This window comes from Pluralibacter gergoviae ATCC 33028 = NBRC 105706, from assembly GCF_001598855.1.
Classification (GTDB): Bacteria; Pseudomonadota; Gammaproteobacteria; order Enterobacterales; family Enterobacteriaceae; genus Pluralibacter; species Pluralibacter gergoviae.
Window position 1 is genome coordinate 41574 of sequence record NZ_BCZS01000024.1, and the last position, 26455, is coordinate 68028.

The window sequence follows — 26455 nt, forward strand, 5'->3', positions numbered from 1 at the left end:
CTCCGTTAATGAGATGAATCATTTACGCCGGAATTCATGTAAACTGTGCGGCCACGCAGCGCTGCGGCGGCCACAGCCGCGGCGATAACACGATTAAGATTAATGAGATTAAATTATTAACTCATTGATTAATAAATATATACCAGACGCCTGGGAAGGCGACACCAAAAGGAAGCTCTATGAGCGAGAAGTTACAGAAAGTGCTGGCCCGCGCCGGCCACGGCTCCCGCCGCGAAATTGAGTCGATCATTGAAGCCGGACGCGTCAGCGTCGACGGTAAAATAGCCACCCTCGGCGATCGCGTTGAAATTGTCCCCGGCCTGAAAATCCGCATCGACGGCCACATTGTCTCCGTTAAAGAGTCCGCTGAGCAGATTTGCCGCGTGCTGGCCTACTATAAGCCGGAAGGCGAGCTGTGCACCCGCAGCGATCCGGAAGGCCGTCCGACCGTCTTCGACCGCCTGCCTAAACTGCGCGGCGCGCGCTGGATTGCGGTAGGGCGCCTGGACGTCAATACCTGCGGCCTGCTACTGTTTACCACCGACGGTGAACTGGCGAACCGCCTGATGCACCCGAGCCGCGAAGTTGAGCGCGAGTACGCGGTGCGCGTATTTGGCGAAATTGACGACAGCAAAGTGCGCCAGCTGGCGCGCGGCGTGCAGCTCGAAGACGGCCCGGCGGCGTTTAAAACCATCAAGTTTACCGGCGGGGAAGGGATCAACCAGTGGTACAACGTTACCCTGACCGAAGGCCGCAACCGCGAAGTGCGCCGCCTGTGGGAAGCGGTTGGCGTACAGGTCAGCCGCCTGATCCGCGTGCGCTACGGCGACATTAATCTGCCGAAGGGCCTGCCGCGCGGCGGCTACGCTGAGCTGGACCTGGCCCAGACAAACTACCTGCGCCAGCTGGTGGAGCTGAAGCCGGAAACCGAAAGTAAAGTGGCGGTCGAAAAGGACCGCCGCCGCATGAAGGCTAACCAGATCCGTCGGGCGGTCAAGCGTCACGGCCAGACCAGCAGCAAGCCTGCCCGCAGCGGCGGCCGCCGCGCCAGCACCCGCAATAGCGGCACCGGTTCCTGATCCGGCAGCCGGGCAGGCCTTTGAGCCAGCCCGGCAGAGCTTTAAACCAGCCCCGTCACCATCCGTTTTGTTAGGTTTCCGCCTCATTACCCCGTTTGTGCTGTAAACGCTCGGTCATGGACAATCAGGGCGGTGAAGGGCCGGCCGCCGTTTTACTTCAGTAATCAATCCCGACCTGCGCCTTAATGCCCGCATCAAACGCGTGCTTCACCGGGCGCAGTTCGCTCACCGTGTCGGCCAGTTCGATAATTTCCCGGTGGCAGCCGCGGCCGGTGATGATAACCGTCTGGTGATGCGGGCGCTCGCGCAGGGCGCTCAGCACGTCCTCCAGCGGCAGATAGTCGTAGGCCACCATGTAGGTCAGCTCGTCGAGGATCACCAGATCCAGCGCCGGATCGGCGAGCATCCGTCGGGCGTGCCGCCAGACGTCGAGGCAGGCGGCGATATCGCTATCGCGATCCTGCGTTTCCCAGGTAAAGCCGGTGGCCATTACCTGAAACTCCACGCCGTGCGGTTCCAGCAGGTTGCGCTCGCCGTTGGGCCATTCGCCCTTAATAAACTGGATGACGCCGACTTTTTTGCCGTGGCCGACCGCACGGGTGGCGGTGCCGAAGGCGGCGGTGGTTTTACCTTTACCGTTGCCGGTCAGTACCAGCAGAATACCGCGCTCCTCCTGTGCGTCGGCGATGCGGGCGTCCACTTTCTCCTTCCTGCGCTGCTGGCGCTCGCGGTGGCGTTCGTTGCTCATTGTGATATCCCCGGTTTGCGGCCCGGCTGGGCGTCGTAGGTGCCGCCGGTTTTGCGGCGGCTGTCGTCGCCCATCAGCCATAGATAGAGCGGCATGATCTCGGCGGGCGTCTTCAGCTTCAGCGGATCTTCCGTCGGGAAGGCGCTGGCGCGCATGCCGGTGCGGGTGCCGCCGGGATTAATGCAGTTGACGCGCAGGCGGCCCTGATACTCCTCCGCCAGCACCTGCATCATGCCTTCGGTGGCAAATTTGGAGACCGAGTAGGCGCCCCAGTTGGCCCGGCCCTGGCGGCCAACGCTGGAGGTGGTGAACACCAGCGAGCCGGATTCCGCCTTGAGTAATAAAGTAAGCAGCGCCTGAGTCAGCATAAAAGTACCGTTGACGTTGACCTGCATCACCTGCTGCCAGACATCGGGATCCTGGCGGTCCATCGGCGCCACGTCGCCGAGCAGGCCCGCGTTATGCAGCACGCCGTCGAGGTGCGGTGCGTGAATAGCGATTTTCTGCGCCAGCTGCTGGCACTCCTGCGGCGTGCAGGTCAGCAGATCGAGGGTGAACCACTGCGGGGCGACGCCGCTCTCGCGCTCTATCTGCTGCGCCACGTCGCGCAGCTTGTCCGCGCTGCGCCCGAGTAAAATAACGCGGGCCCCGTAGCGCGCATAGGTCAGGGCGGCCTCGCGGCCGATACCGTCGCTGGCGCCGGTAACAAGAATAGTGCGATTTTGCAGCAGATCGCGTTGCGGTTGATAGTGCACGGAGTCTCTCCTGTGGCCTGCGGCGGACCACGTTGCTGTTTTGTTTCAGTTTTCGGCTTTATGCCTGAAAAAGCGCGCTGTTTCAATCGGCCAGCCGGACGCTTTGCGCAACATTAACATTTTGCAATCATTTCACGACGATAAATTTCAGGAATCCGCCTCGCAGCTGCGGCAGTGCGGGCAAGACGCGCCGCCGGGGCTGTTGTACACTGGTCGGCCTGAACGTGTTTTTTTCAAGGTGGAAGCGTGGAACTACTGTCTGAATATGCGTTGTTTTTGGCGAAAATTGTCACGGTTGTCGTCGCAATAGCGGCTATTGCCGTCATTATTATCAATCTTTCTCAGCGTAACAAAAAGCAGCGCGGTGAGCTGAGGGTGACCAACCTCAGCGAACAGTACAGGGAGATGCAGGAGGAGATAGGCAGCGCCCTGCTGGACGGCCCGCAGCAGAAGCTGTGGCTGAAGGCGCAGAAGAAAAAGCACAAGCTGGAGGCGAAAGCCGCCAAAGCGAAGGCAAAGCGCGGGGGCGCCGACGACGCCGCGAAGCCTCGCGTCTGGGTGCTGGACTTCAAGGGCAGCATGGATGCCCGCGAAGTGGGCGGTCTGCGCGAAGAGATTAGCGCCGTGCTGGCGGTGGCGAAGCCGCAGGACCGCGCGGTGCTGCGGCTCGAGAGCCCCGGCGGCGTGGTGCACGGCTATGGTCTGGCGGCTTCCCAGCTGCAGCGCCTGCGCGACAAGCAGATCCCGCTGACCGTGGCGGTGGATAAAGTGGCGGCCAGCGGCGGCTACATGATGGCCTGCGTCGGTAACCGCATCGTGGCCGCGCCGTTTGCCATTATCGGCTCCATTGGCGTTGTCGCTCAGGTGCCGAACTTTAACCGTCTGCTGCGCAATAAGGATATCGACATTGAGCTGCACACGGCGGGGCAGTACAAGCGGACCCTGACGCTGCTGGGTGAGAACACCGAAGAGGGGCGGCAGAAGTTCCGCGAAGATCTCAACGAAACTCACCGCCTGTTCAAGGCGTTCGTGCACCGCATGCGCCCCGCGCTGGATATCGAGCTGGTGGCCACCGGCGAGCACTGGTACGGGCAGCAGGCGCTGGATAATGGCCTGGTCGATGAGGTAGGCACCAGCGACGATCTGCTGCTGGGCCTGATGAACGACTATGAGCTGCTGAGCGTGCGCTACGTGCGGCATAAAAAACTGATGGACCGCTTTACCGGCAGCGCCGCCAACAGCGCCGACCGGCTGCTGATGCGCTGGTGGCAGCGCGGGCAGAAGCCGATGGCGTAACAGCCGCTGACGCCGCTGAAATAAAACGCGAGGCCCGGGCCTCGCGTTTTTTGTTTAGTCGGCCAGGTGATACTTTTCGGAAAGTTCGTGGGCCAGGTACTTAAACATATTGAACACCGCGGTGCTCTTCGGCGTCGGCAGGCCCTGCTCATCGAGATAATATTCGCCGCTGAACACCAGCACGCCGTTGCGCTGCTCAACGCCGGTGGCCTCGATGCCCTTCAGCGTATCTTCGTGATCGCGGATCATCTGGTTAGCTAATGCCAGCAGGGACTGACGATCGATAGGTTGGGATGTTGACTGCATAATTGACTCCTTAACACTCTGGCGCGTAGTCTACGCCGCGCGGGCTTTGCGGGCAAATTTTCCCTGCCAAAAGCAGGGCTTTTGCCGACGGCAAGCCGCTGGCGGGAATTGCGTTTGCATGCTAATAAAGTTGCGTAACGAATTTTATCAGGTACAGTGTGACGCTTTCAGCGATCTGGCAACAGATTTGCTTGACATTCGAGCAAAAATTCTTCGTGCTGTATCGCCGGGTACAAAAAGCCCTGCAATCTCAGCGAGCTGACGCATACTTCTGGAGCATGCGGTCGTGAAGGGGTTGAGATCCATTGACGCTGCCGCAACATCCTGGCTGTCTCCAGTGGAAGGTGATTCAGGTACGAACTATGTGCAGGCCGCCAGTGCTGCGCGTATTTCTGGAAGAAGAAAAATCAGGTAAAGGTGAATATGGGTAAAGCTCTCGTTATCGTTGAGTCCCCGGCAAAAGCCAAAACGATCAATAAGTATCTGGGAAATGACTACGTGGTGAAATCCAGCGTCGGTCATATCCGCGATTTGCCGACAAGTGGCTCAGCAAGCAAAAAGAGCGCCGACTCTGCCTCCACCAAAACGGCGAAGAAGCCGAAAAAGGACGAACGCGGCGCGCTGGTCAATCGCATGGGTGTCGACCCGTGGCACGACTGGAAAGCGCACTACGAAGTGCTTCCGGGTAAAGAAAAGGTAGTTTCAGAGCTCAAACAGTTGGCCGAAAAGGCTGACCACATCTATCTCGCAACCGACCTTGACCGCGAAGGGGAGGCCATTGCATGGCACCTGCGGGAAGTGATTGGCGGTGACGACTCGCGCTACAGCCGCGTGGTGTTTAACGAAATAACCAAGAATGCGATTCGTCAGGCGTTTGAGAAGCCGGGCGAACTGAATATCGACCGGGTAAACGCTCAGCAGGCCAGACGCTTTGTCGACCGCGTGGTCGGCTACATGGTCTCGCCGCTGCTGTGGAAGAAGATTGCCCGCGGCCTCTCTGCGGGGCGCGTACAGTCTGTAGCGGTGCGCCTGGTGGTCGAGCGCGAGCGCGAAATCAAAGCCTTTGTCCCGGAAGAGTTCTGGGAGATTGACGCTAATACCACCACGCCGTCGGGCGAGGCGCTGCCGCTGTCGGTGACCCACCAGAACGACAAGCCGTTCCGGCCGGTCACCCGCGACGAAACCCTGGCTGCCGTCAGCCTGCTGGAGAAAGCGCGCTACACCGTCGCCGAGCGGGAAGATAAGCCCACCAGCAGCAAGCCCGGTGCGCCGTTTATCACCTCGACGCTGCAGCAGGCGGCCAGCACTCGCCTGGGCTTCGGCGTCAAGAAGACGATGATGATGGCCCAGCGTCTGTACGAGGCCGGGCACATCACCTACATGCGTACCGACTCCACCAACCTGAGTCAGGACGCGGTCAGCATGGTGCGCGGCTATATTGGCGACAATTTCGGCAAGAAATACCTGCCGGAGAGCGCTAACCAGTACGCCAGCAAAGAGAACTCGCAGGAAGCGCACGAAGCGATTCGTCCTTCCGACGTGGCGGTGCTCGCCGAAACGCTCAAAGACATGGAAGCGGACGCCCAGAAGCTGTATCAGCTGATCTGGCGCCAGTTCGTGGCCTGTCAGATGACGCCGGCCCAGTACGACTCCACCACGCTGACCATCAGCGCCGGCGACTTCCGCCTTAAGGCGCGCGGACGCATCCTGCGCTTTGACGGCTGGACCAAAGTGATGCCGGCGCTGCGCAAGGGCGATGAAGATCGCACCCTGCCGTCGGTCAACAAAGGTGACAGCCTGTCGCTGGTGGAGCTGCTGCCCGCGCAGCACTTCACCAAGCCGCCGGCGCGCTTTAGCGAAGCCTCGCTGGTGAAAGAGCTGGAAAAACGCGGCATCGGCCGGCCGTCCACCTATGCGTCGATCATCTCGACCATTCAGGATCGCGGCTATGTCCGGGTTGAGAGCCGCCGCTTCTACGCGGAAAAAATGGGCGAGATCGTTACCGACCGCCTGGAAGGCAACTTCCGCGAGCTGATGAACTACGACTTCACCGCGCAGATGGAGAACAGCCTCGACCAGGTGGCCAACCACCAGGCCGAATGGAAGAGCGTGCTGGACGACTTCTTCGGCGACTTTACCCGCCAGCTGGAAACGGCGGAAAAGGATCCGGAAGAGGGCGGTATGCTGCCGAACGCGATGGTGCTGACCAGCATCGACTGCCCGACCTGCGGGCGCAAGATGGGGATTCGCACCGCCAGCACCGGGGTGTTCCTCGGCTGCTCCGGCTACGCGCTGCCGCCGAAAGAGCGCTGCAAAACGACCATCAACCTCATTCCGGAGAACGAAGTTCTTAACGTGCTTGAGGGCGATGATGCCGAAACCAACGCCCTGCGCGCTAAGCGCCGCTGCAAGAAGTGCGGTACGGCGATGGACAGCTATCTCATCGATCCGAAGCGCAAGCTGCACGTCTGCGGCAATAACCCGACCTGCGACGGCTACGAAATCGAAGAGGGCGAGTTCCGCATCAAGGGGTACGATGGGCCGATCGTTGAGTGCGAGAAGTGCGGCTCCGAAATGCACCTCAAAATGGGCCGCTTCGGCAAGTACATGGCCTGCACCAACGACGAGTGTAAAAACACCCGCAAGATTCTGCGCAACGGCGAAGTGGCGCCGCCGAAGGAAGATCCGGTGCCGCTGCCGGAGCTGCCGTGCGAGAAGTCAGACGCCTACTTCGTGCTGCGCGACGGCGCGGCGGGCGTGTTCCTGGCGGCCAACACCTTCCCGAAATCGCGCGAAACCCGCGCGCCGCTGGTGGAGGAGCTGTACCGCTTCCGCGACCGTCTGCCGGAGAAGCTGCGCTATCTGGCCGATGCGCCGCAGGCCGATCCGGAAGGCAATAAAACGCTGGTGCGCTTTAGCCGTAAAACCAAGCAGCAGTATGTGTCATCGGAAAAAGAGGGTAAGGCCACCGGCTGGACCGCTTTCTTCATTGACGGCAAGTGGCAGGAAGCGAAGAAATAGCGCTTTCTCATGCTGTTAACCTGAAGGGCCGCGCTGCGGCCCTTTTTCATTATTTCCTGTTCACACCTATACACATCTTGCATAAATGTTATAGTGTTATAGCAACATCCATTCTTATTATAAATTCGTATTAAGCTTCGGCTTGTGAAACCAGCGGAAAACGGTCATGAAACTACAGCAGCTTCGTTATATCGTTGAGGTTGTGAACCATAACCTCAATGTATCGTCAACGGCCGAGGGTTTGTATACTTCTCAGCCGGGCATCAGCAAACAGGTGCGGATGCTGGAAGATGAACTGGGTATCCAGATATTTGCCCGCAGCGGCAAGCATTTGACCCAGGTGACGCCAGCCGGCCAGGAAATCATCCGCATTGCCAGGGAAGTCCTTTCGAAAGTCGATGCCATTAAATCCGTAGCCGGAGAGCATACCTGGCCCGATAAAGGCTCGCTCTACGTCGCTACCACCCATACCCAGGCGCGCTACGCGCTGCCGGGCGTGATCAAAGGCTTTATCGAGCGCTACCCGCGCGTCTCTTTGCATATGCATCAGGGCTCGCCGACGCAGATTGCGGAAGCGGTATCGAAGGGCAACGCCGACTTTGCCATCGCCACCGAAGCGCTGCATCTGTATGACGATCTGGTGATGCTGCCGTGCTACCACTGGAATCGCTCCATCGTGGTCACTCCGGAGCATCCGCTGGCGGGAAAAGAGTCCGTCACCATTGAGGAGCTGGCCCAGTATCCGCTGGTGACCTACACCTTCGGTTTTACCGGCCGCTCCGAGCTGGATACCGCCTTCAACCGCGCCGGGCTGACACCGCGCATTGTCTTTACCGCCACCGACGCCGACGTCATCAAAACCTACGTGCGGCTGGGGCTGGGGGTCGGGGTGATCGCCAGCATGGCCGTCGATCCTGTTTCCGATCCGGATCTGGTCAAGCTCGACGCCCACGGCGTGTTCAGCCACAGTACCACCAAAATCGGCTTTCGCCGCAGCACCTTCCTGCGCAGCTACATGTATGACTTCATTCAGCGCTTCGCCCCGCACCTGACCCGCGATGTGGTCGATACCGCCGTGGCGCTGCGCTCGAATGAAGACATTGAGGCGATGTTTAAAGACATTAAACTTCCCGAGAAATAGCGGGGCCTAGCGCAGCGCCTTGCTGTTTTGCAGCGGCTGCGCTGCGTCGGTGCGCTTTTTACCGCCGGCGCGCTGCAGCAGCGTTTTCAGGCTAATGCCGACCAGACCCGTCGCGTACTTCAGACAGGAGCCGATATTCCCCTGGTGGCGGGCGTGCTTCAGCGCGTGGCGCCAGAGTATTTTTTTATGGGGCTTAACCAGCGGCACCGACTTCCACGGTGAGCACGCTTTGTAGCGCATGAAATAGTCGGCGCTGGCGTAGGGCTCTGCCCATTCATGCCACGGTTTGGTTGCGCCGATATAATGAAGAAACGTAATATCCGCGGGCAGCGCGCTGTCTGGCCCTTTATATTCGTCGTTGAGGGAATATTGCGTATTATATTTCCCGTCGAGAAACGTTACCCGCCCTGCGACGGCAATATTAATCAGATCCTGGTCGTAATAGAGCAGCGCGTCTTTAATTTGCGGGTCGCACAGTCCGCGGGCAATTCTGGCGGAGATATCTCGATCCTGCCAGGCCCGGGTGTTAACCAGCAGTACCCCGGAATTGAAATATTTTCCCCGAACCTCCGGCGCATTAAGCTTCGCAACGCGATCGCCCTCGTCAATAAAATCGATATCCAGACAGGCGGCCACGGCGTTATCGCCAATATCGGCAGAAATCAACGGCGCGATGTCGGCGCAGCAGGTGATATCCGAGTCAAGATAGAGCACGCGGGGGACGCGGCTGGCCAGGTAGTCGATGGCGACGATCCTGAAATAGATGGCGCTGGGCCATCTTGCCTTCACCGGCAGCGCGGCCAGCTTGTCGGTATCGACCAGGTACACCGTCATGCTGAAGGCCTGCTCCCGCCCGTATGCGCGAAACTTGTCGATGAAGTCTTCGGAAATCCGATCGGTAAAGAGGTGAAAATGCGGCAGCACCTGCGGGCTATTGTGCAATACCGAGACCGCAGAAACGGCCGTCCCGAGGGCAAAGTTGATGTCGGCCCCGTAAGCAATGTGGACAATCTCTTTACCGTCATCGGGCCTGGCTTCGACAACAGCGATCGTTTCTTTAACTAAATGACAAAATGACAGCATAACTTTTACTAATTCCGTCAGTAAATTTACATTAAATAACGCCGGCACGCGGGCGGCGGATAAAAAGCGCGGGCAGCGCGCGAAATTCGTTTTTAAAGTGAAAATTCGCAGCCGAGTAATGAGTACGGGAAATCATTGATTTTGCAATTATCTTTAAGTCTTTTGCCAACGATGCCGCCTGCCGGGCAATCATACGCTTTACAGGTTCAATAGTTAATAAACTCGCGCCAGGTGCTATCTGAAAAAAGCGGATTGTTATTTTTATCAATTTGAGTTGTTATCAAAACGTTACGTTCGGGATGTGTTATGTTTATTAACAGACCCTGAGGAGTATCAGGGCATGTTTCCCCACCATTAAGGAGGAGCTATGTCGTCAACCCTACGCGAAGCCAGCAAGGACACTCTGCAGGCGAAAGCAAAAACCTACCACTATTACAGCCTGCCGCTGGCCGCCAAACAGTTCGGTGATATTTCCCGCCTGCCCAAATCGCTGAAAGTGCTGCTGGAAAACCTGCTGCGCTGGCAGGACGGTGACTCGGTCACTGAAGAGGACATTCGCGCGCTGGCGGGCTGGCTACAGCACGCCCATGCCGATCGCGAGATCGCCTATCGCCCGGCCCGCGTGCTGATGCAGGACTTTACCGGCGTCCCGGCCGTGGTCGACCTGGCCGCCATGCGCGAAGCGGTGAAGCGCCTCGGGGGCGATACTGCGAAGGTTAACCCGCTCTCGCCGGTTGACCTGGTGATTGACCATTCGGTGACCGTGGACCACTTCGGCGATGACGATGCCTTTGCCGAAAACGTGCGCCTTGAAATGGAGCGCAACCACGAGCGCTACGTCTTTCTGCGCTGGGGCCAGCAGGCCTTCAGCCGCTTTAGCGTGGTTCCGCCGGGCACCGGCATCTGTCACCAGGTGAACCTCGAGTATCTCGGTAAGGCCGTGTGGAGCGAACTGCAGGATAAGGAATGGGTCGCCTACCCGGATACGCTGGTGGGGACCGATTCGCACACCACCATGATCAACGGCCTCGGCGTACTGGGCTGGGGCGTCGGCGGCATTGAAGCCGAAGCGGCTATGCTCGGCCAGCCGGTATCGATGCTTATCCCTGACGTCGTCGGCTTTAAACTCAGCGGCAAACTGCGCGAAGGCATCACTGCCACCGACCTGGTGCTGACCGTCACCCAGATGCTGCGCAAGCACGGCGTGGTGGGCAAATTTGTTGAGTTCTACGGCGACGGCCTCGACGCGCTGCCGCTGGCGGACCGCGCCACCATTGCCAATATGGCGCCGGAGTACGGGGCCACCTGCGGCTTCTTCCCGCTGGATGAGGTAACCCTCGACTACATGCGCCTCAGCGGGCGCAGCGAAGATCAGATTGAGCTGGTCGAGAAGTATGCCAAAGCGCAGGGGCTGTGGCGCAATACGGGCGATGAGCCGGTCTTCACCAGCACCCTGGCGCTGGATATGGGCGACGTTGAGGCAAGCCTCGCCGGGCCGAAGCGCCCGCAGGACCGCGTGGCGCTGGGCGATGTGCCGAAAGCTTTCGCTCAGAGCACGGAGCTGGAGCTTAACACCGCGCAGAAAGATCGCCAGGCGGTGGACTATACCCTGAACGGTCATCAGTATCAGCTGCCGGACGGCGCGGTGGTGATTGCCGCCATCACGTCGTGCACAAACACCTCTAACCCCAGCGTGCTGATGGCCGCCGGGCTGCTGGCGAAAAAAGCGGTGGAAGCTGGCCTCGGCCGCCAGCCGTGGGTGAAGGCCTCGCTGGCGCCGGGTTCTAAAGTCGTCTCTGACTATCTGGCCCACGCGAAGCTGACGCCGTATCTCGACGAGCTGGGCTTCAACCTGGTGGGCTACGGCTGTACCACCTGTATCGGCAACTCCGGTCCGCTCCCTGAACCGATTGAGACAGCGATCAAGAAGGGCGATCTGACCGTCGGCGCGGTGCTTTCCGGTAACCGCAATTTTGAAGGCCGCATCCATCCGCTGGTGAAAACCAACTGGCTGGCGTCGCCGCCGCTGGTGGTGGCCTATGCGCTGGCGGGTAACATGAACGTCAACCTGATGCGCGATCCGCTCGGCAACGATCGCGACGGCAATCCTGTCTACCTGAAAGATATCTGGCCGAGCGCCCAGGAGATCGCCGCCGCGGTGAAAGAGGTTTCTACCGACATGTTCCGCAAGGAGTACGCCGAGGTGTTCGAGGGGACGCCGGAGTGGAAGGCGATTCAGGTGCAGGACTCCGACACCTACGGCTGGCAGCAGGACTCGACCTACATCCGCCTGTCGCCGTTCTTTGACGAGATGGGCCCCGAGCCGGATGCGGTTGAGGATATCCACGGCGCGCGCATTCTCGCCATGCTCGGCGATTCGGTCACCACCGACCACATCTCTCCGGCGGGCAGCATTAAGCCGGACAGCCCGGCGGGCCGCTATCTGATGGATCACGGCGTTGAGCGCGGGGACTTCAACTCCTACGGCTCCCGCCGCGGCAACCATGAAGTGATGATGCGCGGTACTTTCGCCAATATCCGCATTCGCAACGAAATGGTGCCGGGCGTGGAGGGCGGTATGACCCGCCATCTGCCGGGGACGGAAGCGATCTCCATCTACGATGCGGCGATGCGCTATCAGCAGGAGGGCACGCCGCTGGCGGTCATCGCCGGCAAGGAGTACGGCTCAGGCTCAAGCCGCGACTGGGCGGCCAAAGGGCCGCGCCTGCTGGGCGTGCGGGTGGTGATCGCCGAATCATTTGAGCGTATCCACCGCTCAAATCTGATCGGCATGGGCATTCTGCCGCTGGAATTCCCGCAGGGCGTCAGCCGTAAAACGCTGAATCTCACCGGAGAAGAGAAGATTGACGTCAGCAATCTGCAGGCTCTGCAGCCGGGCGGCACTATTGCGGTTGTGCTGACCCGCGCCGACGGTACGCAGGAGACGCTGGAATGCCGCTGCCGGATTGATACGGCAACGGAGCTGACTTACTACCAGAATGACGGGATCCTGCACTACGTGATCCGCAATATGCTGAAGTAACGCATCGGCCCGGCGGTCAGGCCGCCGGGCTGGAGGGGTTATTTTTTGAGCAGGTGGCCCATTTTGGCCGCTTTGGTATCCAGATAGTGCTCATTATTCGGGTTCCGTCCGACAATCAGCGGAACCCGCTCCACGATATTGATCCCCGCCTCGGACAGAATCTCCACTTTGCGCGGATTGTTGGTCAGCAGGCGCACTTCATCGATTCCCAGCAGCTTAAACATATCTGCGCAGAGAGTGAAATCGCGCTCGTCGGCGGCAAAACCGAGCTGGTGGTTGGCCTCGACCGTGTCGTAACCCTGATCCTGCAGCGCATAGGCGCGGATCTTATTCAGCAGGCCGATATTACGGCCCTCCTGGCGGTGATAGATCAGCGCGCCGCGGCCCTCTTCGGCGATGTGGCTCAGCGCGGCCTCCAGCTGAAAGCCGCAGTCGCAGCGCAGGCTGAACAGCGCATCGCCGGTGAGACATTCGGAGTGAACGCGCGCCAGTACGGGCGTACTGCCGGAAATATCGCCAAAAACAAGGGCCACGTGGTCCTTGCCGGTTGCCAGTTCTTCAAAGCCCACCATCAGGAAATCGCCCCAGGGGGTTGGCAGTTTGGCTTCTGCCACACGGTTAAGCTGCATGAAATTCTCCAGAGTAAAGCGGCATGCATTGGCCTTCTGTTTGCGATATTTTGCCACAAGGCCCGGTCTTCGCCTAATTGCAGGCGAACGACTGCGCTATAAGCGCACAATTCGGTATTTTTTACCGCCGTGATTATTTTCAGTTATGATTGTGATGCTTATGTAAAAGGAGAGAAAATGCTGTCGATTGCCAGACGTACTGCCGCCGGTGCGGCGCTGCTGCTTGTTATGCCCGTTGCGGTTTGGGTTTCAGGCTGGACCTGGCAGCCGGAGCCGGGCGGCTGGGGCCTGAAAATGTTCTACTGGATCACCGAAACGGTTACCGAGCCGTGGGGCGTCATTACTCACGTGCTGCTGTTCGGCTGGTTTCTCTGGTGCCTGCGCTTCCGGCTTAAGGCCGCCATTGTCCTCTTTGCCATTCTGGCCGGGGTGATTCTGCTCGGGCAGAGCGTTAAGTCCTACGTCAAAAAGAGCGTGCAGGAGCCGCGGCCGTTTGTGGTCTGGCTTGAGAAAAATAAGCAGGTGCCGGTGGATGAGTTCTATGCTTTAAAGCGCAAGCAGCGCGGTGCGCTGGTGGAACGGCAGCTGGCCGATATGGATTCACTGCCGCTTTACCTGCGTAAGCACTGGCAGTTCGAAACCGGATATGCGTTTCCTTCCGGGCATACCATGTTTGTCGCCAGCTGGGCGCTGCTGGCGGTAGGGTTGCTGTGGCCGCGTCGGCGCACGTTCACTATTGTGCTGCTGCTTGCGTGGGCGACCGCGGTGATGGGTAGCCGCCTGGTGCTGGGCATGCACTGGCCGCGGGATCTGATTGCCTCGACGATCGTCTCCTGGCTTTTAGTGACGCTGGCGACCTGGCTTACGCGAAAGCTCTGCGGTCCGTTAACGCCGCCGCCGGAAGAGGCCAGCGATATACGAGAACGTGCTGAATAATCATGCCAACGGTTGATTTAGGGCGCTGACGCCCATAAATCCGCACAATGCAGCACTTATGCCAGTTTCACCCCAGTAGCGAAAATGGTATTTTATAAAGCTTGAATTGGTCGGCCGAATATTCTCTTTTCGCACTAACCACATGACGGGAAGTAATGTGAAATATTTTCTGATTTTCTTACTGGTGTTAGCGATTTTTATTATCTCTGTCACCCTCGGGGCCCAGAACGATCAGCAGGTCACGTTCAACTATCTCCTCGCTCAGGGAGAGTTTCGTATCTCCACGCTGCTGGCCTTACTCTTCGCCGCCGGCTTTGCTATCGGCTGGCTGGTGTGCGGTATGTTCTGGCTGCGCGTGCGCGTCTCGCTGATGCGCGCCGATCGCAAAATCAAGCGCCTGGAGCAGCAAATTTCTCCTGTCGTTCCCGCTTCACCCGCGCCGGCAGTCCCTGCGGTGAAGGAATAAGACTTTATGCTGGAACTGCTGTTTCTGCTGTTGCCCGTTGCTGCCGCTTACGGCTGGTACATGGGCCGCAGAAGTGCACAACAGTCTAAACAGGAAGACGCCAGCCGCCTTTCGCGCGATTACGTCGCGGGGATGAACTTCCTGCTGAGTAACCAGCAGGATAAGGCGGTTGACCTGTTCCTCGACATGCTGAAGGAAGACACCGGCACCGTTGAGGCCCATCTTACTCTCGGCAATCTGTTCCGCTCGCGCGGCGAAGTTGACCGCGCTATCCGCATTCACCAGACCCTGATGGAGAGCGCGTCGCTCACCTATGACCAGCGCCTGCTGGCGATCCAGCAGTTGGGCAAGGATTACATGGCCGCCGGCCTGTACGATCGCGCTGAAGATATGTTCAGCCAGCTGGTGGATGAAACCGAATTTCGCATTGGCGCTATGCAGCAGCTGCTGCAAATTTATCAGGCCACCAGCGACTGGCAGAAGGCCATCGAGGTCGCCGAGCGGCTGGTCAAGCTTGGCAAAGAGAATCACCGCCTGGAGATAGCCAATTTCTGGTGCGAACTGGCGCTGCAGCAGATGGGCAACGGCGAAATGGATAAGGCGATGGTGCTGCTGCGCAAGGGCGCCTCGGCGGACAGCAGCAGCGCGCGTATCTCCATCATGATGGGCCGGGTATGGATGAGCAAGGGCGACTACGGCAAAGCCGTGGAGTGCCTGCAGCGGGTCATCGATCAGGACCGCGAGATGGTCAGCGAAACCCTGGAGATGCTTCAGACCTGCTACCAGCAACTGGGCAAAGAGGCGGAGTGGGAGCACTTCCTGCGCCGCGCCGTGGAAGAGAACACCGGGGCGACCGCCGAGCTGATGCTGGCGCAGCTGCTCGAGCAGCGTCAGGGCGTCGATGCCGCCCAGACCTACATCACCCGCCAGCTGCAGCAGCATCCGACCATGCGCGTTTTCCACAAACTGATGGACTATCACCTCAGCGAAGCGGAAGAGGGCCGCGCCAAGGAGAGCCTGGGCGTGCTGCGCGATATGGTCGGCGAGCAGGTGCGCAGCAAGCCGCGCTACCGCTGCACGAAGTGCGGCTTCACGGCCTACACCCTCTACTGGCACTGCCCGTCGTGCCGGGCGTGGTCCACCGTTAAGCCGATTCGCGGCCTCGACGGACAGTAATTTTATAAAAAACGCCCATTTTAGTTACAACATACTTATATGCTTCTGCTCCAGCTCAGGCCTTGTGCCGCGTTTTTTCTGCAGGGCGAAAAGGGCCGACGGGCGGCCTGCGCATTTAGTTTCATTCCGAAATAATTTCTGCAGAGTTATGCGCTACACTGGCGTGCGGAGGACGGGATGAAACGACCTGTAGGGAAAATGCTGCTACTGCTGATGCTTGCGCTGGTCGGCACCGCGCGCGGGGCCGGTATTGCTATGGATCCGCAGACGGCGAATCAGGTTACGCGCATTGTGGCCACCCGGGTTCTTCCCTGGGCGGGCGAGCCCCACGGAACAACCCTCGGCCGCGTTTCCGCCGCGTTTCTCGGCACCCGCTATCGGGCCGGTACCCTCATCGGCGGTCCCGACACGCCGGAGGCGCTGGTCGCCGACTTCAGTGGCGTGGACTGCTTCACCTACGTCGATTACGTCGAAGCCCTGAGCCGCAGCCGCGACCGGCAGAGCTTTCTGCAAAATCTGGCCCGCATACGCTACGTCGGCGGCCGCGTCGGCTACCTCAGCCGCCGCCATTTCTTCAGCGACTGGTTCGCCACGCAGCCGCGCAACGCCGCAGATATTACCCCGCTTCTCAGCCCGCGCTACCGCACGGCGCAAAAGCGGCTTAACCTGCGCCCCGGCGGCGGCAAATTTATTCCGGGGCTGGGCATTCGCCCGCGCACGATTAACTATATTCCGGGCCGGGCGGTCGACGCCGGCGTGATCGAAAAACTAAAAGAGGGCGACTACGTGGGGATCTACTCCCCGCTGGCGGGGCTGGACGTGACCCACGTCGGCATCGTGGTACGCCACGATGGCCAGCTGTGGTTTCGCGACGCCTCATCGCTCGCCGCTGAGCGCAAGGTGATGGATTCACCTTTTCTGGCCTACGTTCGCCAGAAGCCCGGCATCGTGGTACTGCGTTCACCGTAGCCTCTGATTCTTTCATCGCCCGGGCGAGAATTAAGCGATCTCTGTTTATCAATCCCGGCCAGTCAAAGAGCAGGGGGAACGGCCTGTTCATTTTGTCCCGTCGCGGGTAGAATGCACGCCGTTTGCCCTTTTTCCGCCGGTCCGGCCCCAACAACAAGGTCTGAACATGACGTCTGAATCCCGAATTGTGACTTCCTCTCCCGTTGTCGTTGCGCTTGATTACCGCGACAAAGACAGCGCGCTGGCTTTCGTCGACCGCATTGAGCCGCGCGACTGCCGCCTGAAGGTTGGCAAAGAGATGTTTACCCGCTTTGGTCCCGGGTTTGTGCAGGCGCTGCAGCAGCGCGGTTTTGATGTATTCCTCGACCTGAAGTTTCACGATATTCCGAACACGACGGCGCACGCCGTGGCCGCCGCCGCCGACCTGGGCGTATGGATGGTCAATGTCCACGCTTGCGGCGGCGCGCGCATGATGACGGCAGCCCGCGAAGCGCTCCTGCCGTTTGGCAAGGATGCGCCGCTGCTGATTGCGGTGACGGTGCTGACCAGCATGGAAGCCAGCGATCTGCAGGACCTGGGCGTGACGCTGTCACCGGCAGAGTACGCGCTCAGGCTGGCGGCGCTCACCCAGCGCTGCGGCCTCGACGGCGTGGTCTGTTCGGCGCAGGAAGCGGTGCGTATGAAGCAGGAGCGCGGCCAGGCGTTCCGGCTGGTGACGCCGGGCATTCGTCCGGCCGGCAGCGAGGCGGGCGATCAGCGCCGCATTATGACGCCCCGGGACGCGAAAGCGGCCGGCGTGGACTATATGGTAATTGGCCGCCCGGTGACCCAGTCGGCCGATCCGGCGCAGACGCTGCGCGATATTAACGCCTCTCTCGCCTAAGGAGCCGATATGAGCGATTCCAACAGCCGCCTGGTCTACTCTACGGAGAGCGGGCGCATTGACGAGCCAAAAGCCGCGCCCGCGCGGCCAAAAGGCGACGGTATCGTGCGCATCCAGCGCCAGACCAGCGGCCGCAAAGGGAAAGGCGTGTGCCTGATAACCGGTATTGACGCCGACGACGCCGCGCTGGCGACGCTCGCCGCCGAGCTGAAAAAGAAGTGCGGCTGCGGCGGATCGGTCAAAGAGGGCGTGATTGAAATTCAGGGCGACAAGCGCGAGCTGATTAAATCGCTGCTGGAGACCAAAGGGATGAAGGTTAAGCTGGCGGGCGGCTAAAAGCAAAAGAGCCACGGATTGCCGTGGCCCTTATATTTCACATAGCAGGTGGAGCGATTATTTACCAACCTGATGGCCGATAATACCGCCGACGGCGGCGCCGCCGAGAGTGCCAAGGGTGCTGCCGTCGGTCAGCACGGCGCCACCGACTGCGCCCGCGCCTGCGCCGAGCGCCGTATTACGGTCGCGTTTCGACCAGTGCCCGCAGGCGCTCAGAGACATTGCTAAAGTTACTGCTAACAGCGATGCGGTCATTTTTTTACTTATTAACATCATAATTTTCTCTCCTGAATGAACAATTTCCGGACAGCACCTCAAGTTTAGCGTAACGCTATAAAAACTCTGTGTGCATACCGAGCTATCTGCGCAGGTGTTGCTCAAATCACGCAAGTGATAGTCACTTCCTGTCATATCGCTAATAAGAATTGTAAGGCAGTCCACACAATGAAGGAGGTTAAAAACTCTTAATTACGGGCTCGGAAGAATCTGGATATGTCAAAATATGGCGGAGTGCTTCGGGATACCTCTGCGTCGCAGAGGTATCGTTTCAGGGGCGGGGAACAATATTGACCTGCAGGCCGCTCGCCAGGAGCTGCTGCTGCATCTCCCGGGCGATCCCATCGTCGGTGATGACCCGGCTGAATTTTTGTGCCGGGGCAAAAGGATAGGGGTGCACGGCGCCGAATTTTGAGCTGTCGCTGAGCACGATTGCCTCGCAGCCTTTGTCCAGCACCGCGTTAACTACGTCTGCGCGCATCATATCCCGGCAGGTGAAGCCGGTCTCAGGCCGCCAGCCGTCGACGCCGATAAACGCCTTACTGAAATGCACCTGCTGAATACACTGCCGGGTCAGCGGGCCCACCATGCTTTCACTTTTCTTCTGGTAGATGCCGCCAAGCAAAATAACCTGCGCAGGCTGCTCCTTGAGCAGGTGCGCAATATAGCTGCTGACGGTGATAATGGTGATATCCGGTTGCGCGGCCAGCACGCGGGCGAGCAGGGCGTTGCTGCTGCCGTTTTCAATAAATACCGTTTCGCCCGCGCTAACCTGAGAGGCGGCAAATTCCGCCAGCTCGCGCTTGAGGGCGAAATTATTCATCATGCGGGTCTCAACGTCTTCGCTGTCGATGGGTACCGCGAAGCCGTGGGTGCGGCGCAGGAAACTCTGTTTTTCCAGCAGATTGAGATCCTGGCGGATGGTGACCTCAGAAACGCCGGTCATATGGGCAAGATCGACAACGCTCATGCGGCCTTTGTCGATCACCATTTGCAAAATAGACTGTTGTCGGGTGTTCATATTCGTTTCGCGGCGGCGGTTAAATTTCCCAGGGCGACTTGGGCTGCGCGGATCTATTATCCTGCGGGTTGGCAACCTGTTCCAGCAGCTCCGCCTTGAGGATTTCCAGATTTTTGATTGCCGACTGGTGATCGCCACCAACCAGAATATCCAGCACAATATCAATCCGCTGGGCTAACTGACGAGCATCTAAATTGGACATAAATTATCCCGCAAGGAAATTAATAAAAATCAATGATGCAAAAAATGATGGAAAAAGAGAAGCAGAAATTGGCGGCTGGTCAGAGGTGATGGTCAAAAACGCCGTTATTAATCAAAAAAACGCAAAGCGCGGACGGCGTGGCTAACGACTGGTAGCCACGCCGTGCCGCTTAGGCCCTGAAAGGCCGGGCGATGACGCTGCGGGTTTCCATGCGTACTTCGGCGATGGTGACGTCAATCACGTCGCTGACCCGGTAGGCCGTTTCACCTTTGATCTGCACGGTACCGTTCTCCTGGCTGCAGACCAGCTCGTCGCGCACCGCGTGGATAAAGGGCGCCGGAATAAAGGCCACCGCGCCGTTATCCACCAGCCGCACGCGCATACCGCCGCGGCTGATATCGATGATTTCTGCGCTGAAGCGGGTATCGGTGCCGGCTTTATCCTTCAGGAAGCGGGCATACAGCCAGTCGGCCACGTCGCGCTCCGCCATACGATTGGCGCGGCGGCGCTCGGCCATCTGTACGGTAATATCGTCCTGCGGGCGGGCCGGAGATTCCCCTTTGATGATCGCCTTCAGCAGGCGGTGGTTGACCATGTCGCCGTATTTGCGGATAGGCGAGGTCCAGGTGGCGTAAGCCTCAAGACCAAGGCCAAAGTGCGGGCCCGGCTCAACGCTGATTTCCGCGAAGGACTGGAAGCGGCGAATGCGGCTGTCGAGGAAGCCGGACGGCATGGCGTCCAGCTCGCGGCGCAGCTTGCAGAAGCCGTTGAGGGTCAGCACTTCCTGGGCGTCAACGTGAACATCGTGGGTCTTCAGCAGCTCGGCCAGCTGTTCCGTTTTCGCCGCGTCAAAGCCGGTGTGCACGTTGTAGATACCGAAGCCGAGCTTGTCGCGCAGCACGCGGGCGGCGCAGATGTTGGCGGCGATCATTGACTCTTCAACGATGCGGTTAGCGATGCGGCGCGGTTCGGCGACGATATCCAGCACTTCGCCTTTTTCGCCCAGCACGAAGCGGTAGTCCGGCCGGTCTTTAAATACCAGAGCGTGATTGTGGCGCCACTCGCCGCGCAGGGCGCAGATGCGCGCCAGCAGCGTGATCTGCGCCGCAATGGCGTCGCCCGGCGGCGTCCAGCCGCCGTTGCCTTCCAGCCAGTCGGAGACGCTGTCGTAGGCCAGCTTCGCCTTCGATTCGATGGTGGCGGCAAAAAATTCAATGTCATCGGCAATGGCGCCGTCGGCGTCGATAATCATCCGGCAGGCCAGCACCGGGCGCGGCTCGTTGGCGCGCAGCGAGCAGAGGTCGTCAGACAGCTCGCGCGGCAGCATCGGGATATTGAAGCCCGGCAGATAGTTGGTGAAGGAGCGAACCTTCGCCGCTTTATCCAGCTTGCTGCCTTCGACAATCCACGCCGTTGGATCGGCAATGGCGACGGTCAGGTGCAGCCGGCCGTCGGCCGCTTCTTCCGCGTACAGCGCATCATCCATATCTTCGGTGCTGGCGCTGTCGATGGTGACAAAGTCGAGGCCGGTCAGGTCGCGGCGCTCAAGGCCTTCATCCTGCATTTCGGTGGCTATACCGTCCGGCGCCTCTTTTTCCAGGTTATGGCGCGCCAGGGTCACCCACCACGGCACGAAGTGGTCTTCGCCGTAGGTAATGAACTGGGTCAGCTCCGCGTAGAAACTGCGGTCGCCCTTCAGCGGGTGACGGCGCATTTCCGCAACGGCCCAGTCACCCTCTTTAAAATCGTGCTCGACGCCGCGGGCGGCGCGGCAGGGGATAGCGTCCTTCAGCAGCGGATGATCCGGGACAATAGACAGGCGATCGTCTTTACGCTGAACGCGGCCGACGAAGCGGGTCAGGAAGGGCTCGACCAGCTCTTCCGGCTCCGCGCTCTCTTTGTCTTTCTCGCTGTGGATGACGGCAATAATGCGGTCGCCGTGCATCACTTTCTTCATCTGCGGCGGCGGAATGAAATAGCTTTTCTGGGCATCGACTTCGAGAAATCCGAAGCCCTTTTCGGTGCCTTTAACGACCCCTTCAGCGCGGGGAGTCTGGGAATGAAGTTGCTGTTTTAACTGCGCGAGCAGCGGATTGTCCTGAAGCATAATAATCTGTTTTCGTGGCTGGATGAGCGGCTGACAGTTTTACGCGATATTCCCCCCGTCAGCAAGCGCTCTTTAACCCTTTTACGCAACCGCTTCGGTGTCACCAAGGCCGATTCTCAGGCGGTTGAGCCATCCGCTAAGGCCGCACCACGCCAGCAGACCGAAAGTCTGGCTGACGGAGAGGCCCTGTTCTGTCAGCGCCGTGAACTGCCCGGCGCTGAACCGGTCCGGGGCGCGGGTCAGCAGCTGGGCCGCCTGAATGATGGCGCCGTCGTCCGGGTGCTGATGCAGCCACTGGCGCAGGGCGGGGTCGCCCTGGCGAATCGCATTCATCAGGCTGGCGTCTTCCGTTTGGCGGGACGCCAGGGCGTTGAAACAGCTTACGCTGCCGTTAATCCGCGCCGCGACCAGCGCGGCGAGGATCGTCAGCCGCTCGTCGTCAAAGCGCGCCAGCAGCCCGGAGAGCGTCAACATCAGCGGCTTGTCCCAGGCCAGCAGCGGCACCAGCGGCTGCAGAAAGGCGGTGACCTCCGGCGGATGCCGGGTATCGCCGGGCGGCTGCTCTTTGGCCAGCGATTCATCCGCTATCCAGCGGCAGGTACGGCAGCTGAAGGGCGCGGCGTCGGCGTCGTCCTGCACTGGCATCCCGGGGATCCAGCGCACGGGCAGGCCAAGCAGGGCGTGCCCGGCGGCGATGACCCGCGCCTGCCAGGCGGTGAAGCCGACTATCTGGGTGATCAGCACAATATCCGGCGCCGACAGCCCCACGTCGCGCAGCTGCTGGCGCGACTGCGGGGTGATGACCGACGGTGAGGCAGCAAGCTGGCGTGCATACTGGGTGATCTGCGCCAGCCGGTAGTTGCTCTCGCGGGAGGAATCCGGGCCGGGAAGCGGCGCGAGGCGGGCGGCATAGTGGTTACAGAGGCGCTGAATACCGCATACCTGCGCTACCGTCAGCGCCGTGCTGAGGCGCTCATAGGTGCTAAACGTGTGCAGCCGGGTCGGGGTAACCTCATCGGGCATCAGCGCCTGCGCGAGGCTGCGCGCTTGCGAAAGCCAGGGGCCGGCTTCGGCAATAACGGGGACGGGAAGGGCCAGATCCAGCAGAAAGCGATCGCGAACGTGCGCGGCTTCCGGTACCAGCGGCAGAACATCCGCTGCCTGCTGGCGGGACTGGGTTTCATGATACCACTGGCTTTTGCCGTAAACGCGGCGTTGCTCCATATGAGTTCCTTCTGAACGTCGTTTCGCTTATGGAGAGCTATCCTGACGCAAGGCGGGAGCAGGGGAAAATATTGATAGGTGATAACAAATAACGCGGAGGAATAATGAAATAATTTGAAATGATAAGCGCCCTGCATGAGCAGGGCGCGGACGAACTTACTTCAGCTCAAGCTCGTTCATCGCAGCGATGCTGAAACCGCCGTCTACGTGCAGAACTTCACCGCAGATACCGGCAGAGAGATCGGAGCAGAGGAAGGCCGCAGTGTTACCCACATCTTCTGTGGTCACGGTGCGGCGAATCGGGGTGACGGCTTCGCAATGCGCGAGCATTTTACGGAAGTCTTTGATGCCGGATGCCGCCAGGGTGCGGATCGGACCCGCGGAGATGGCATTGACGCGCACGCCTTCCGGGCCCATCGCGTTCGCCATATAGCGGACGTTAGCTTCCAGCGAGGCTTTCGCCAGGCCCATCACGTTGTAGTTCGGGATGGCGCGCTCGGCCCCCAGATAGGAGAGGGTCAGCAGGGCGGAGTTCGGGTTCAGCATGCTGCGGCAGGCTTTTGCCAGCGCAACAAAGCTGTAAGTGCTGATGTCATGTGCAATTTTAAAGCCTTCGCGGGTTACCGCATTCACATAGTCGCCATCCAGCTGATCCGCAGGGGCAAAGCCGATGGAGTGAACGAAACCGTCAAATTTCGGCCAGGTTTTGCTCAGATCGGCAAACAGCGCGTCGATGCTCTCATCTTTGGCAACGTCGCACTCCAGCACGATGCTGGAACCCAGCTGAGCGGCGAACTCTTCAACGCGGCCCTTCAGCTTGTCGTTCTGATAGGTGAACGCCAGTTCAGCGCCTTCACGGTGCATCGCCTGCGCGATACCCCAGGCGATGGACAGTTTGCTGGCAAGGCCAGTAATCAGAATGCGCTTACCGGAAAGAAAACCCATAGCTTTTAATCCTTATGTCATTGTTGTAGCGGCTGTACGAATTATAGCCAGCCGTCGTTAAACGTGGCGATTCTAGCATAGAGTCGCCGGGAGCGTTAATCCGACCACTGCCGGCAAGCACTTAACGATCTTTTCGCCACGCGTCGGCGGTCAGCGCTTCGCCAAAGTGGCCAGCGATAAGCCGTTTGGTAAGATCGTGCAGCGGCGAAGCCAGCACGTCGGCGGTGCTGCCGCGCTCCACGACTTCGCCCTGATGCATCACCATCACCTGGTCGCTGATGTGCTTCATCATACCTAAATGCTGAGTCACATAGATGTAGCTCAGGTTATGCTTTTCCTGCAACTCCAGCATCATGTTCACCAGCTGGGAGCGCATCGACATGTCCAGCGAGGCCAGGGCCTCATCGGCGACAATCACTTTCGGCCGCAGGATGAGCGCCCTGGCCAGCCCCAGGCGCTGCTTCTGGCCTGGCGCGAACATGTGCGGATAGTAGCTAACGTGGTCCGGCAGCAGGCCGACGATGCGCAGGGTTTCGATAATGTGCTTGCGCCGCGCCTCGGCGTCCAGTTCGGTATTGAGGCGCAGCGGAAAATCGAGGATCTGTGAAATGCGCTGGCGCGGATTAAACGACGTCGACGGATCCTGGAAAATCATGCGGATGCGCTGGCTGCGAAAGGCGTAGTCGCCGTACTTCAGCGGATGATCGTCGATCAGTATTTCGCCGCCGCTCGGCTCGATCATGCCCGCCAGCATCTTGGCCAGCGTCGACTTGCCGGAGCCGTTTTCGCCGATGATCGCCAGGGTCTGCTTTTCGCGCAGCGTAAAGCTCACCGGCTTCACCGCCTCGACGTGCTGGCGGTGGAACAGCCCGGTGCGATAGCGGAAGGTTTTACTCAGATTGCGGACTTCGAGCAGGGTTTCAACCATCTCACTCTCTCTCCATGTTCAGCGGGAAATGACAGGCGTACAGATGGTTTCTTGCCCCGGTGAGCCGCGGCGTGACGATACACTCGCGCTGGGCATACGGGCAGCGCGGCCCCAGGCGACAGCCGATGGGCAGCGACTCCAGCAGCGGAATAGCGCCGGAGAGCGTATTCAGGCGGCTCTTGTGCGGCATCGGGCTGCCGAAGTCCGGTATCGCGCGGATCAGCGCCTGAGTGTAGGGATGATGTGGAACGGTCACCAGATCCTCGCTCGGGGCGCTCTCTACGGTCTGGCCGCAGTACATGACGTTTATCTTATCCGCCCAGTGGCTCAGCATCTGCAGGTCGTGGCTTATCAGCAGGATGGTGGTGTTGTTGTTCTGGTTAAGCCGCGTCAGCAGGCGGAAGATCTGCGCCTGCGTGGTTGGCTCCATCGCGTTGGTGGGTTCGTCGGCAATCAGCAGGCGCGGCTTATTGGCCAGCGCAATGGCAATCATCACCTTCTGACATTCGCCCTCGGTCAGCTCATACGGGAAGCTGCGCATGATATCGCGGTGATCTTTGATCCCGACTCGATGCAGCAGCTCAATGGCCCGGCGCTTGCGCCAGCCGAAGCGCTGCCACCAGCGGCCCTTATAAGTCCAGCCGGGAATGCTTTGCAGCAGCTGGCGCTTGATGCGCTCGGAAGGGTCGAGGCAGGACTGCGGCTCCTGGAAAATCATCGACACGTTATGGCCGACCAGGCGGCGGCGCTCGCGGTTCGACAGGCGCAGCAGATCGATGTCGTCAAAGCGCATCCTGTCGGCGGTGATGCGCCAGTTGTCTTTCGCCACGCCGCAGATAGCTTTAGCGATCAGGCTCTTGCCCGAGCCGGATTCACCCACCAGACCGCGAATTTCCCCTTCGTTAAGGGTCATACTGACGCGGTCAACGGCTTTCACCCAGCCTTCGCCGGTGCGAAACTCAATGGTCAGATTGCGGATATCCAGTAGCGGCATTATTGCACCCCGGCATTGATGGCCCGGCGAATACCGTCGCCGAGCAGGTTAATCAGCAGCACGCTAATCATGATAGCGCCGCCGGGCAGCATCACCGTCCACGGCGCCACGTAAATCAGCTCCAGCGCGTCGCCGAGCATCGCCCCCCACTCCGGGGAGGGCAGCTGGGCGCCGAGGTCAAGAAAGCCCAGCGCGGCAATATCGAGAATCGCCATCGACAGGGCGCGGGTTATCTCGGTCACCATGCCGGCGGCGATGTTGGGCATAATCGCGAACCAGAGGATATTCAGGGTCGTCGCGCCGTCGAGGCGGGCGGCCACCACGTACTCTTTTTCCAGCTCGTCGTGCACCATGCTGTAGACCGAACGCACCATCCGCGGCAGCAGCGCCAGCCAGACGGCGAACATCGCGTGGCCCAGGTGCGGGCCGGCAAAGGCCACCACCACAATCGCCAGCAGCAGCGAGGGGATCGACAGCAGCGTATCAAGAATATGGTTGAGAACCGCCGAGCGCAGGCCGTGGGTCGCGCCGGCGATCACGCCCAGCACCAGGCCGCAGAGGGTGGCCCCGAGGGTGACCACAAAGGCGCCGCCGACGGTAGGCGCCGCGCCGCTCAGCAGACGGCTCAGCACATCGCGGCCCAGATCGTCGGTGCCGAGAAAGAAGGAGACCTCGCCATAGCGCGACCACGACGGCGGCAGCAGCTGATAGCCGAGGAACTGCTGGTCGATGCCGTAGGGTGCGAACCAGCCGCCGAACACGCACAGCAGCACCAGGGCGCCGCAGCCGTACAGGCCGACCATCGCCACGGCGTCGCCGTAAAATTTGCGCCAGACGGTGCGCAGCACGCCCGCCGGACGCTTCTCCTGATAGACGCTATCGTAGGGCATA

26 protein-coding genes are annotated in these 26455 nt (G+C 59.9%); 11 read left to right on the top strand and 15 right to left on the bottom strand.

Going from position 1 to position 26455, the window contains the following annotated elements; translation table 11 throughout:
• The first annotated feature begins 179 nt into the window (after positions 1–179).
• Complete coding sequence (gene rluB, locus ENGE1_RS19875) at positions 180–1079, top strand: 23S rRNA pseudouridine(2605) synthase RluB (RefSeq protein WP_043084348.1); 900 nt, start codon at positions 180–182, stop codon at positions 1077–1079.
• A 157-nt stretch (positions 1080–1236) separates the two neighbouring features.
• Here the strand turns inward: rluB and cobO are convergent, their stop codons facing one another.
• Entirely contained in the window at positions 1237–1827 is a 591-nt protein-coding gene (gene cobO, locus ENGE1_RS19880) for a cob(I)yrinic acid a,c-diamide adenosyltransferase (RefSeq protein ID WP_043084347.1), read from the bottom strand.
• A complete protein-coding gene (locus ENGE1_RS19885; RefSeq protein ID WP_048252544.1) occupies positions 1824–2582 on the bottom strand; it encodes a YciK family oxidoreductase in 759 nt (252 codons plus the stop codon). Before ENGE1_RS19885 ends, cobO begins: the two co-directional genes overlap by 4 nt.
• A 246-nt stretch (positions 2583–2828) precedes the next feature.
• Here ENGE1_RS19885 and sohB point away from each other — a divergent pair, with 246 nt between their 5' ends.
• Positions 2829–3878 (top strand): protease SohB, encoded by a 1050-nt coding sequence (sohB, locus tag ENGE1_RS19890; RefSeq protein WP_043084344.1) that lies wholly within the window; start codon positions 2829–2831, stop codon positions 3876–3878.
• Positions 3879–3932: 54 nt separating this feature from the next.
• Here the strand turns inward: sohB and ENGE1_RS19895 are convergent, their stop codons facing one another.
• The gene (locus ENGE1_RS19895; protein ID WP_043084343.1) at positions 3933–4184 is read right to left on the bottom strand and encodes a YciN family protein; all 252 of its coding nucleotides are present in this window, start codon (positions 4182–4184) and stop codon (positions 3933–3935) included.
• Positions 4185–4607: 423 nt separating this feature from the next.
• Between ENGE1_RS19895 and topA the strand changes: the two genes are divergently transcribed.
• Entirely contained in the window at positions 4608–7205 is a 2598-nt protein-coding gene (gene topA, locus ENGE1_RS19900) for a type I DNA topoisomerase (RefSeq protein ID WP_043084341.1), read from the top strand.
• Between the two features lie 166 nt (positions 7206–7371).
• Entirely contained in the window at positions 7372–8346 is a 975-nt protein-coding gene (cysB, locus tag ENGE1_RS19905) for an HTH-type transcriptional regulator CysB (protein ID WP_043084338.1), read from the top strand.
• Positions 8347–8352: 6 nt separating this feature from the next.
• Here the strand turns inward: cysB and ENGE1_RS19910 are convergent, their stop codons facing one another.
• Complete coding sequence (locus ENGE1_RS19910) at positions 8353–9429, bottom strand: glycosyltransferase family 8 protein (protein WP_053075544.1); 1077 nt, start codon at positions 9427–9429, stop codon at positions 8353–8355.
• A 31-nt stretch (positions 9430–9460) separates the two neighbouring features.
• On the bottom strand, positions 9461–9622 hold the full coding sequence (locus tag ENGE1_RS28580; RefSeq protein ID WP_155407595.1) for a hypothetical protein: 162 nt from the start codon (positions 9620–9622) through the stop codon (positions 9461–9463).
• Positions 9623–9796: 174 nt separating this feature from the next.
• On the opposite strand from ENGE1_RS28580, the gene acnA reads away from it, so the two are divergent.
• On the top strand, positions 9797–12472 hold the full coding sequence (gene acnA, locus ENGE1_RS19915; protein ID WP_064360675.1) for an aconitate hydratase AcnA: 2676 nt from the start codon (positions 9797–9799) through the stop codon (positions 12470–12472).
• A 38-nt stretch (positions 12473–12510) separates the two neighbouring features.
• Here acnA and ribA read toward each other — a convergent pair whose 3' ends face one another.
• Positions 12511–13101 carry a GTP cyclohydrolase II gene (gene ribA, locus ENGE1_RS19920; protein WP_043084334.1) on the bottom strand — a complete coding sequence of 197 codons (591 nt, stop codon included), beginning with the start codon at positions 13099–13101 and terminating at the stop codon, positions 12511–12513.
• 177 nt (positions 13102–13278) lie between these two features.
• Here ribA and pgpB point away from each other — a divergent pair, with 177 nt between their 5' ends.
• The 6 genes from pgpB to yciH all read left to right on the top strand — a co-directional run bounded on the left by pgpB (position 13279) and on the right by yciH (position 17867).
• Entirely contained in the window at positions 13279–14037 is a 759-nt protein-coding gene (gene pgpB, locus ENGE1_RS19925; RefSeq protein ID WP_043084332.1) for a phosphatidylglycerophosphatase B, read from the top strand.
• A gap of 157 nt (positions 14038–14194) precedes the next feature.
• On the top strand, positions 14195–14503 hold the full coding sequence (locus ENGE1_RS19930) for a LapA family protein (protein ID WP_045288967.1): 309 nt from the start codon (positions 14195–14197) through the stop codon (positions 14501–14503).
• A 6-nt stretch (positions 14504–14509) separates the two neighbouring features.
• A complete protein-coding gene (lapB, locus tag ENGE1_RS19935) occupies positions 14510–15679 on the top strand; it encodes a lipopolysaccharide assembly protein LapB (protein WP_043084327.1) in 1170 nt (389 codons plus the stop codon).
• Between the two features lie 198 nt (positions 15680–15877).
• Positions 15878–16648 (top strand): DUF1460 domain-containing protein, encoded by a 771-nt coding sequence (locus ENGE1_RS19940; protein WP_225823564.1) that lies wholly within the window; start codon positions 15878–15880, stop codon positions 16646–16648.
• 166 nt (positions 16649–16814) lie between these two features.
• Entirely contained in the window at positions 16815–17531 is a 717-nt protein-coding gene (pyrF, locus tag ENGE1_RS19945) for an orotidine-5'-phosphate decarboxylase (protein ID WP_048252549.1), read from the top strand.
• A gap of 9 nt (positions 17532–17540) precedes the next feature.
• Positions 17541–17867 (top strand): stress response translation initiation inhibitor YciH, encoded by a 327-nt coding sequence (yciH, locus tag ENGE1_RS19950; RefSeq protein ID WP_043084322.1) that lies wholly within the window; start codon positions 17541–17543, stop codon positions 17865–17867.
• Positions 17868–17924: 57 nt separating this feature from the next.
• On the opposite strand, the gene osmB is transcribed toward yciH, so the two are convergent.
• From osmB to sapC, 9 genes are all read right to left on the bottom strand, one after another.
• Positions 17925–18143: an osmotically-inducible lipoprotein OsmB gene (gene osmB, locus ENGE1_RS19955; RefSeq protein ID WP_043084321.1), complete on the bottom strand. Its 219-nt coding sequence runs from the start codon at positions 18141–18143 to the stop codon at positions 17925–17927.
• Between the two features lie 271 nt (positions 18144–18414).
• Positions 18415–19164 carry a DNA-binding transcriptional regulator YciT gene (gene yciT / locus ENGE1_RS19960; RefSeq protein ID WP_048252550.1) on the bottom strand — a complete coding sequence of 250 codons (750 nt, stop codon included), beginning with the start codon at positions 19162–19164 and terminating at the stop codon, positions 18415–18417.
• A 19-nt stretch (positions 19165–19183) separates the two neighbouring features.
• A complete protein-coding gene (gene yciZ, locus ENGE1_RS19965) occupies positions 19184–19366 on the bottom strand; it encodes a protein YciZ/DeoL (protein ID WP_043084319.1) in 183 nt (60 codons plus the stop codon).
• Positions 19367–19535: 169 nt separating this feature from the next.
• Positions 19536–21473: an exoribonuclease II gene (locus ENGE1_RS19970; RefSeq protein ID WP_043084318.1), complete on the bottom strand. Its 1938-nt coding sequence runs from the start codon at positions 21471–21473 to the stop codon at positions 19536–19538.
• A gap of 81 nt (positions 21474–21554) precedes the next feature.
• Positions 21555–22697 carry a CMD domain-containing protein gene (locus tag ENGE1_RS19975; RefSeq protein WP_048252551.1) on the bottom strand — a complete coding sequence of 381 codons (1143 nt, stop codon included), beginning with the start codon at positions 22695–22697 and terminating at the stop codon, positions 21555–21557.
• Positions 22698–22853: 156 nt separating this feature from the next.
• Complete coding sequence (fabI, locus tag ENGE1_RS19980; RefSeq protein ID WP_043084316.1) at positions 22854–23642, bottom strand: enoyl-ACP reductase FabI; 789 nt, start codon at positions 23640–23642, stop codon at positions 22854–22856.
• A 121-nt stretch (positions 23643–23763) separates the two neighbouring features.
• A complete protein-coding gene (gene sapF, locus ENGE1_RS19985) occupies positions 23764–24570 on the bottom strand; it encodes a putrescine export ABC transporter ATP-binding protein SapF (protein WP_043084315.1) in 807 nt (268 codons plus the stop codon).
• Position 24571: 1 nt separating this feature from the next.
• Positions 24572–25564: a putrescine export ABC transporter ATP-binding protein SapD gene (gene sapD / locus ENGE1_RS19990; RefSeq protein ID WP_043084314.1), complete on the bottom strand. Its 993-nt coding sequence runs from the start codon at positions 25562–25564 to the stop codon at positions 24572–24574.
• Positions 25564–26454 carry a putrescine export ABC transporter permease SapC gene (sapC, locus tag ENGE1_RS19995; protein WP_048252552.1) on the bottom strand — a complete coding sequence of 297 codons (891 nt, stop codon included), beginning with the start codon at positions 26452–26454 and terminating at the stop codon, positions 25564–25566. The genes sapD and sapC overlap by 1 nt, the downstream gene beginning before the upstream one ends.
• Position 26455: the final 1 nt, after the last annotated feature.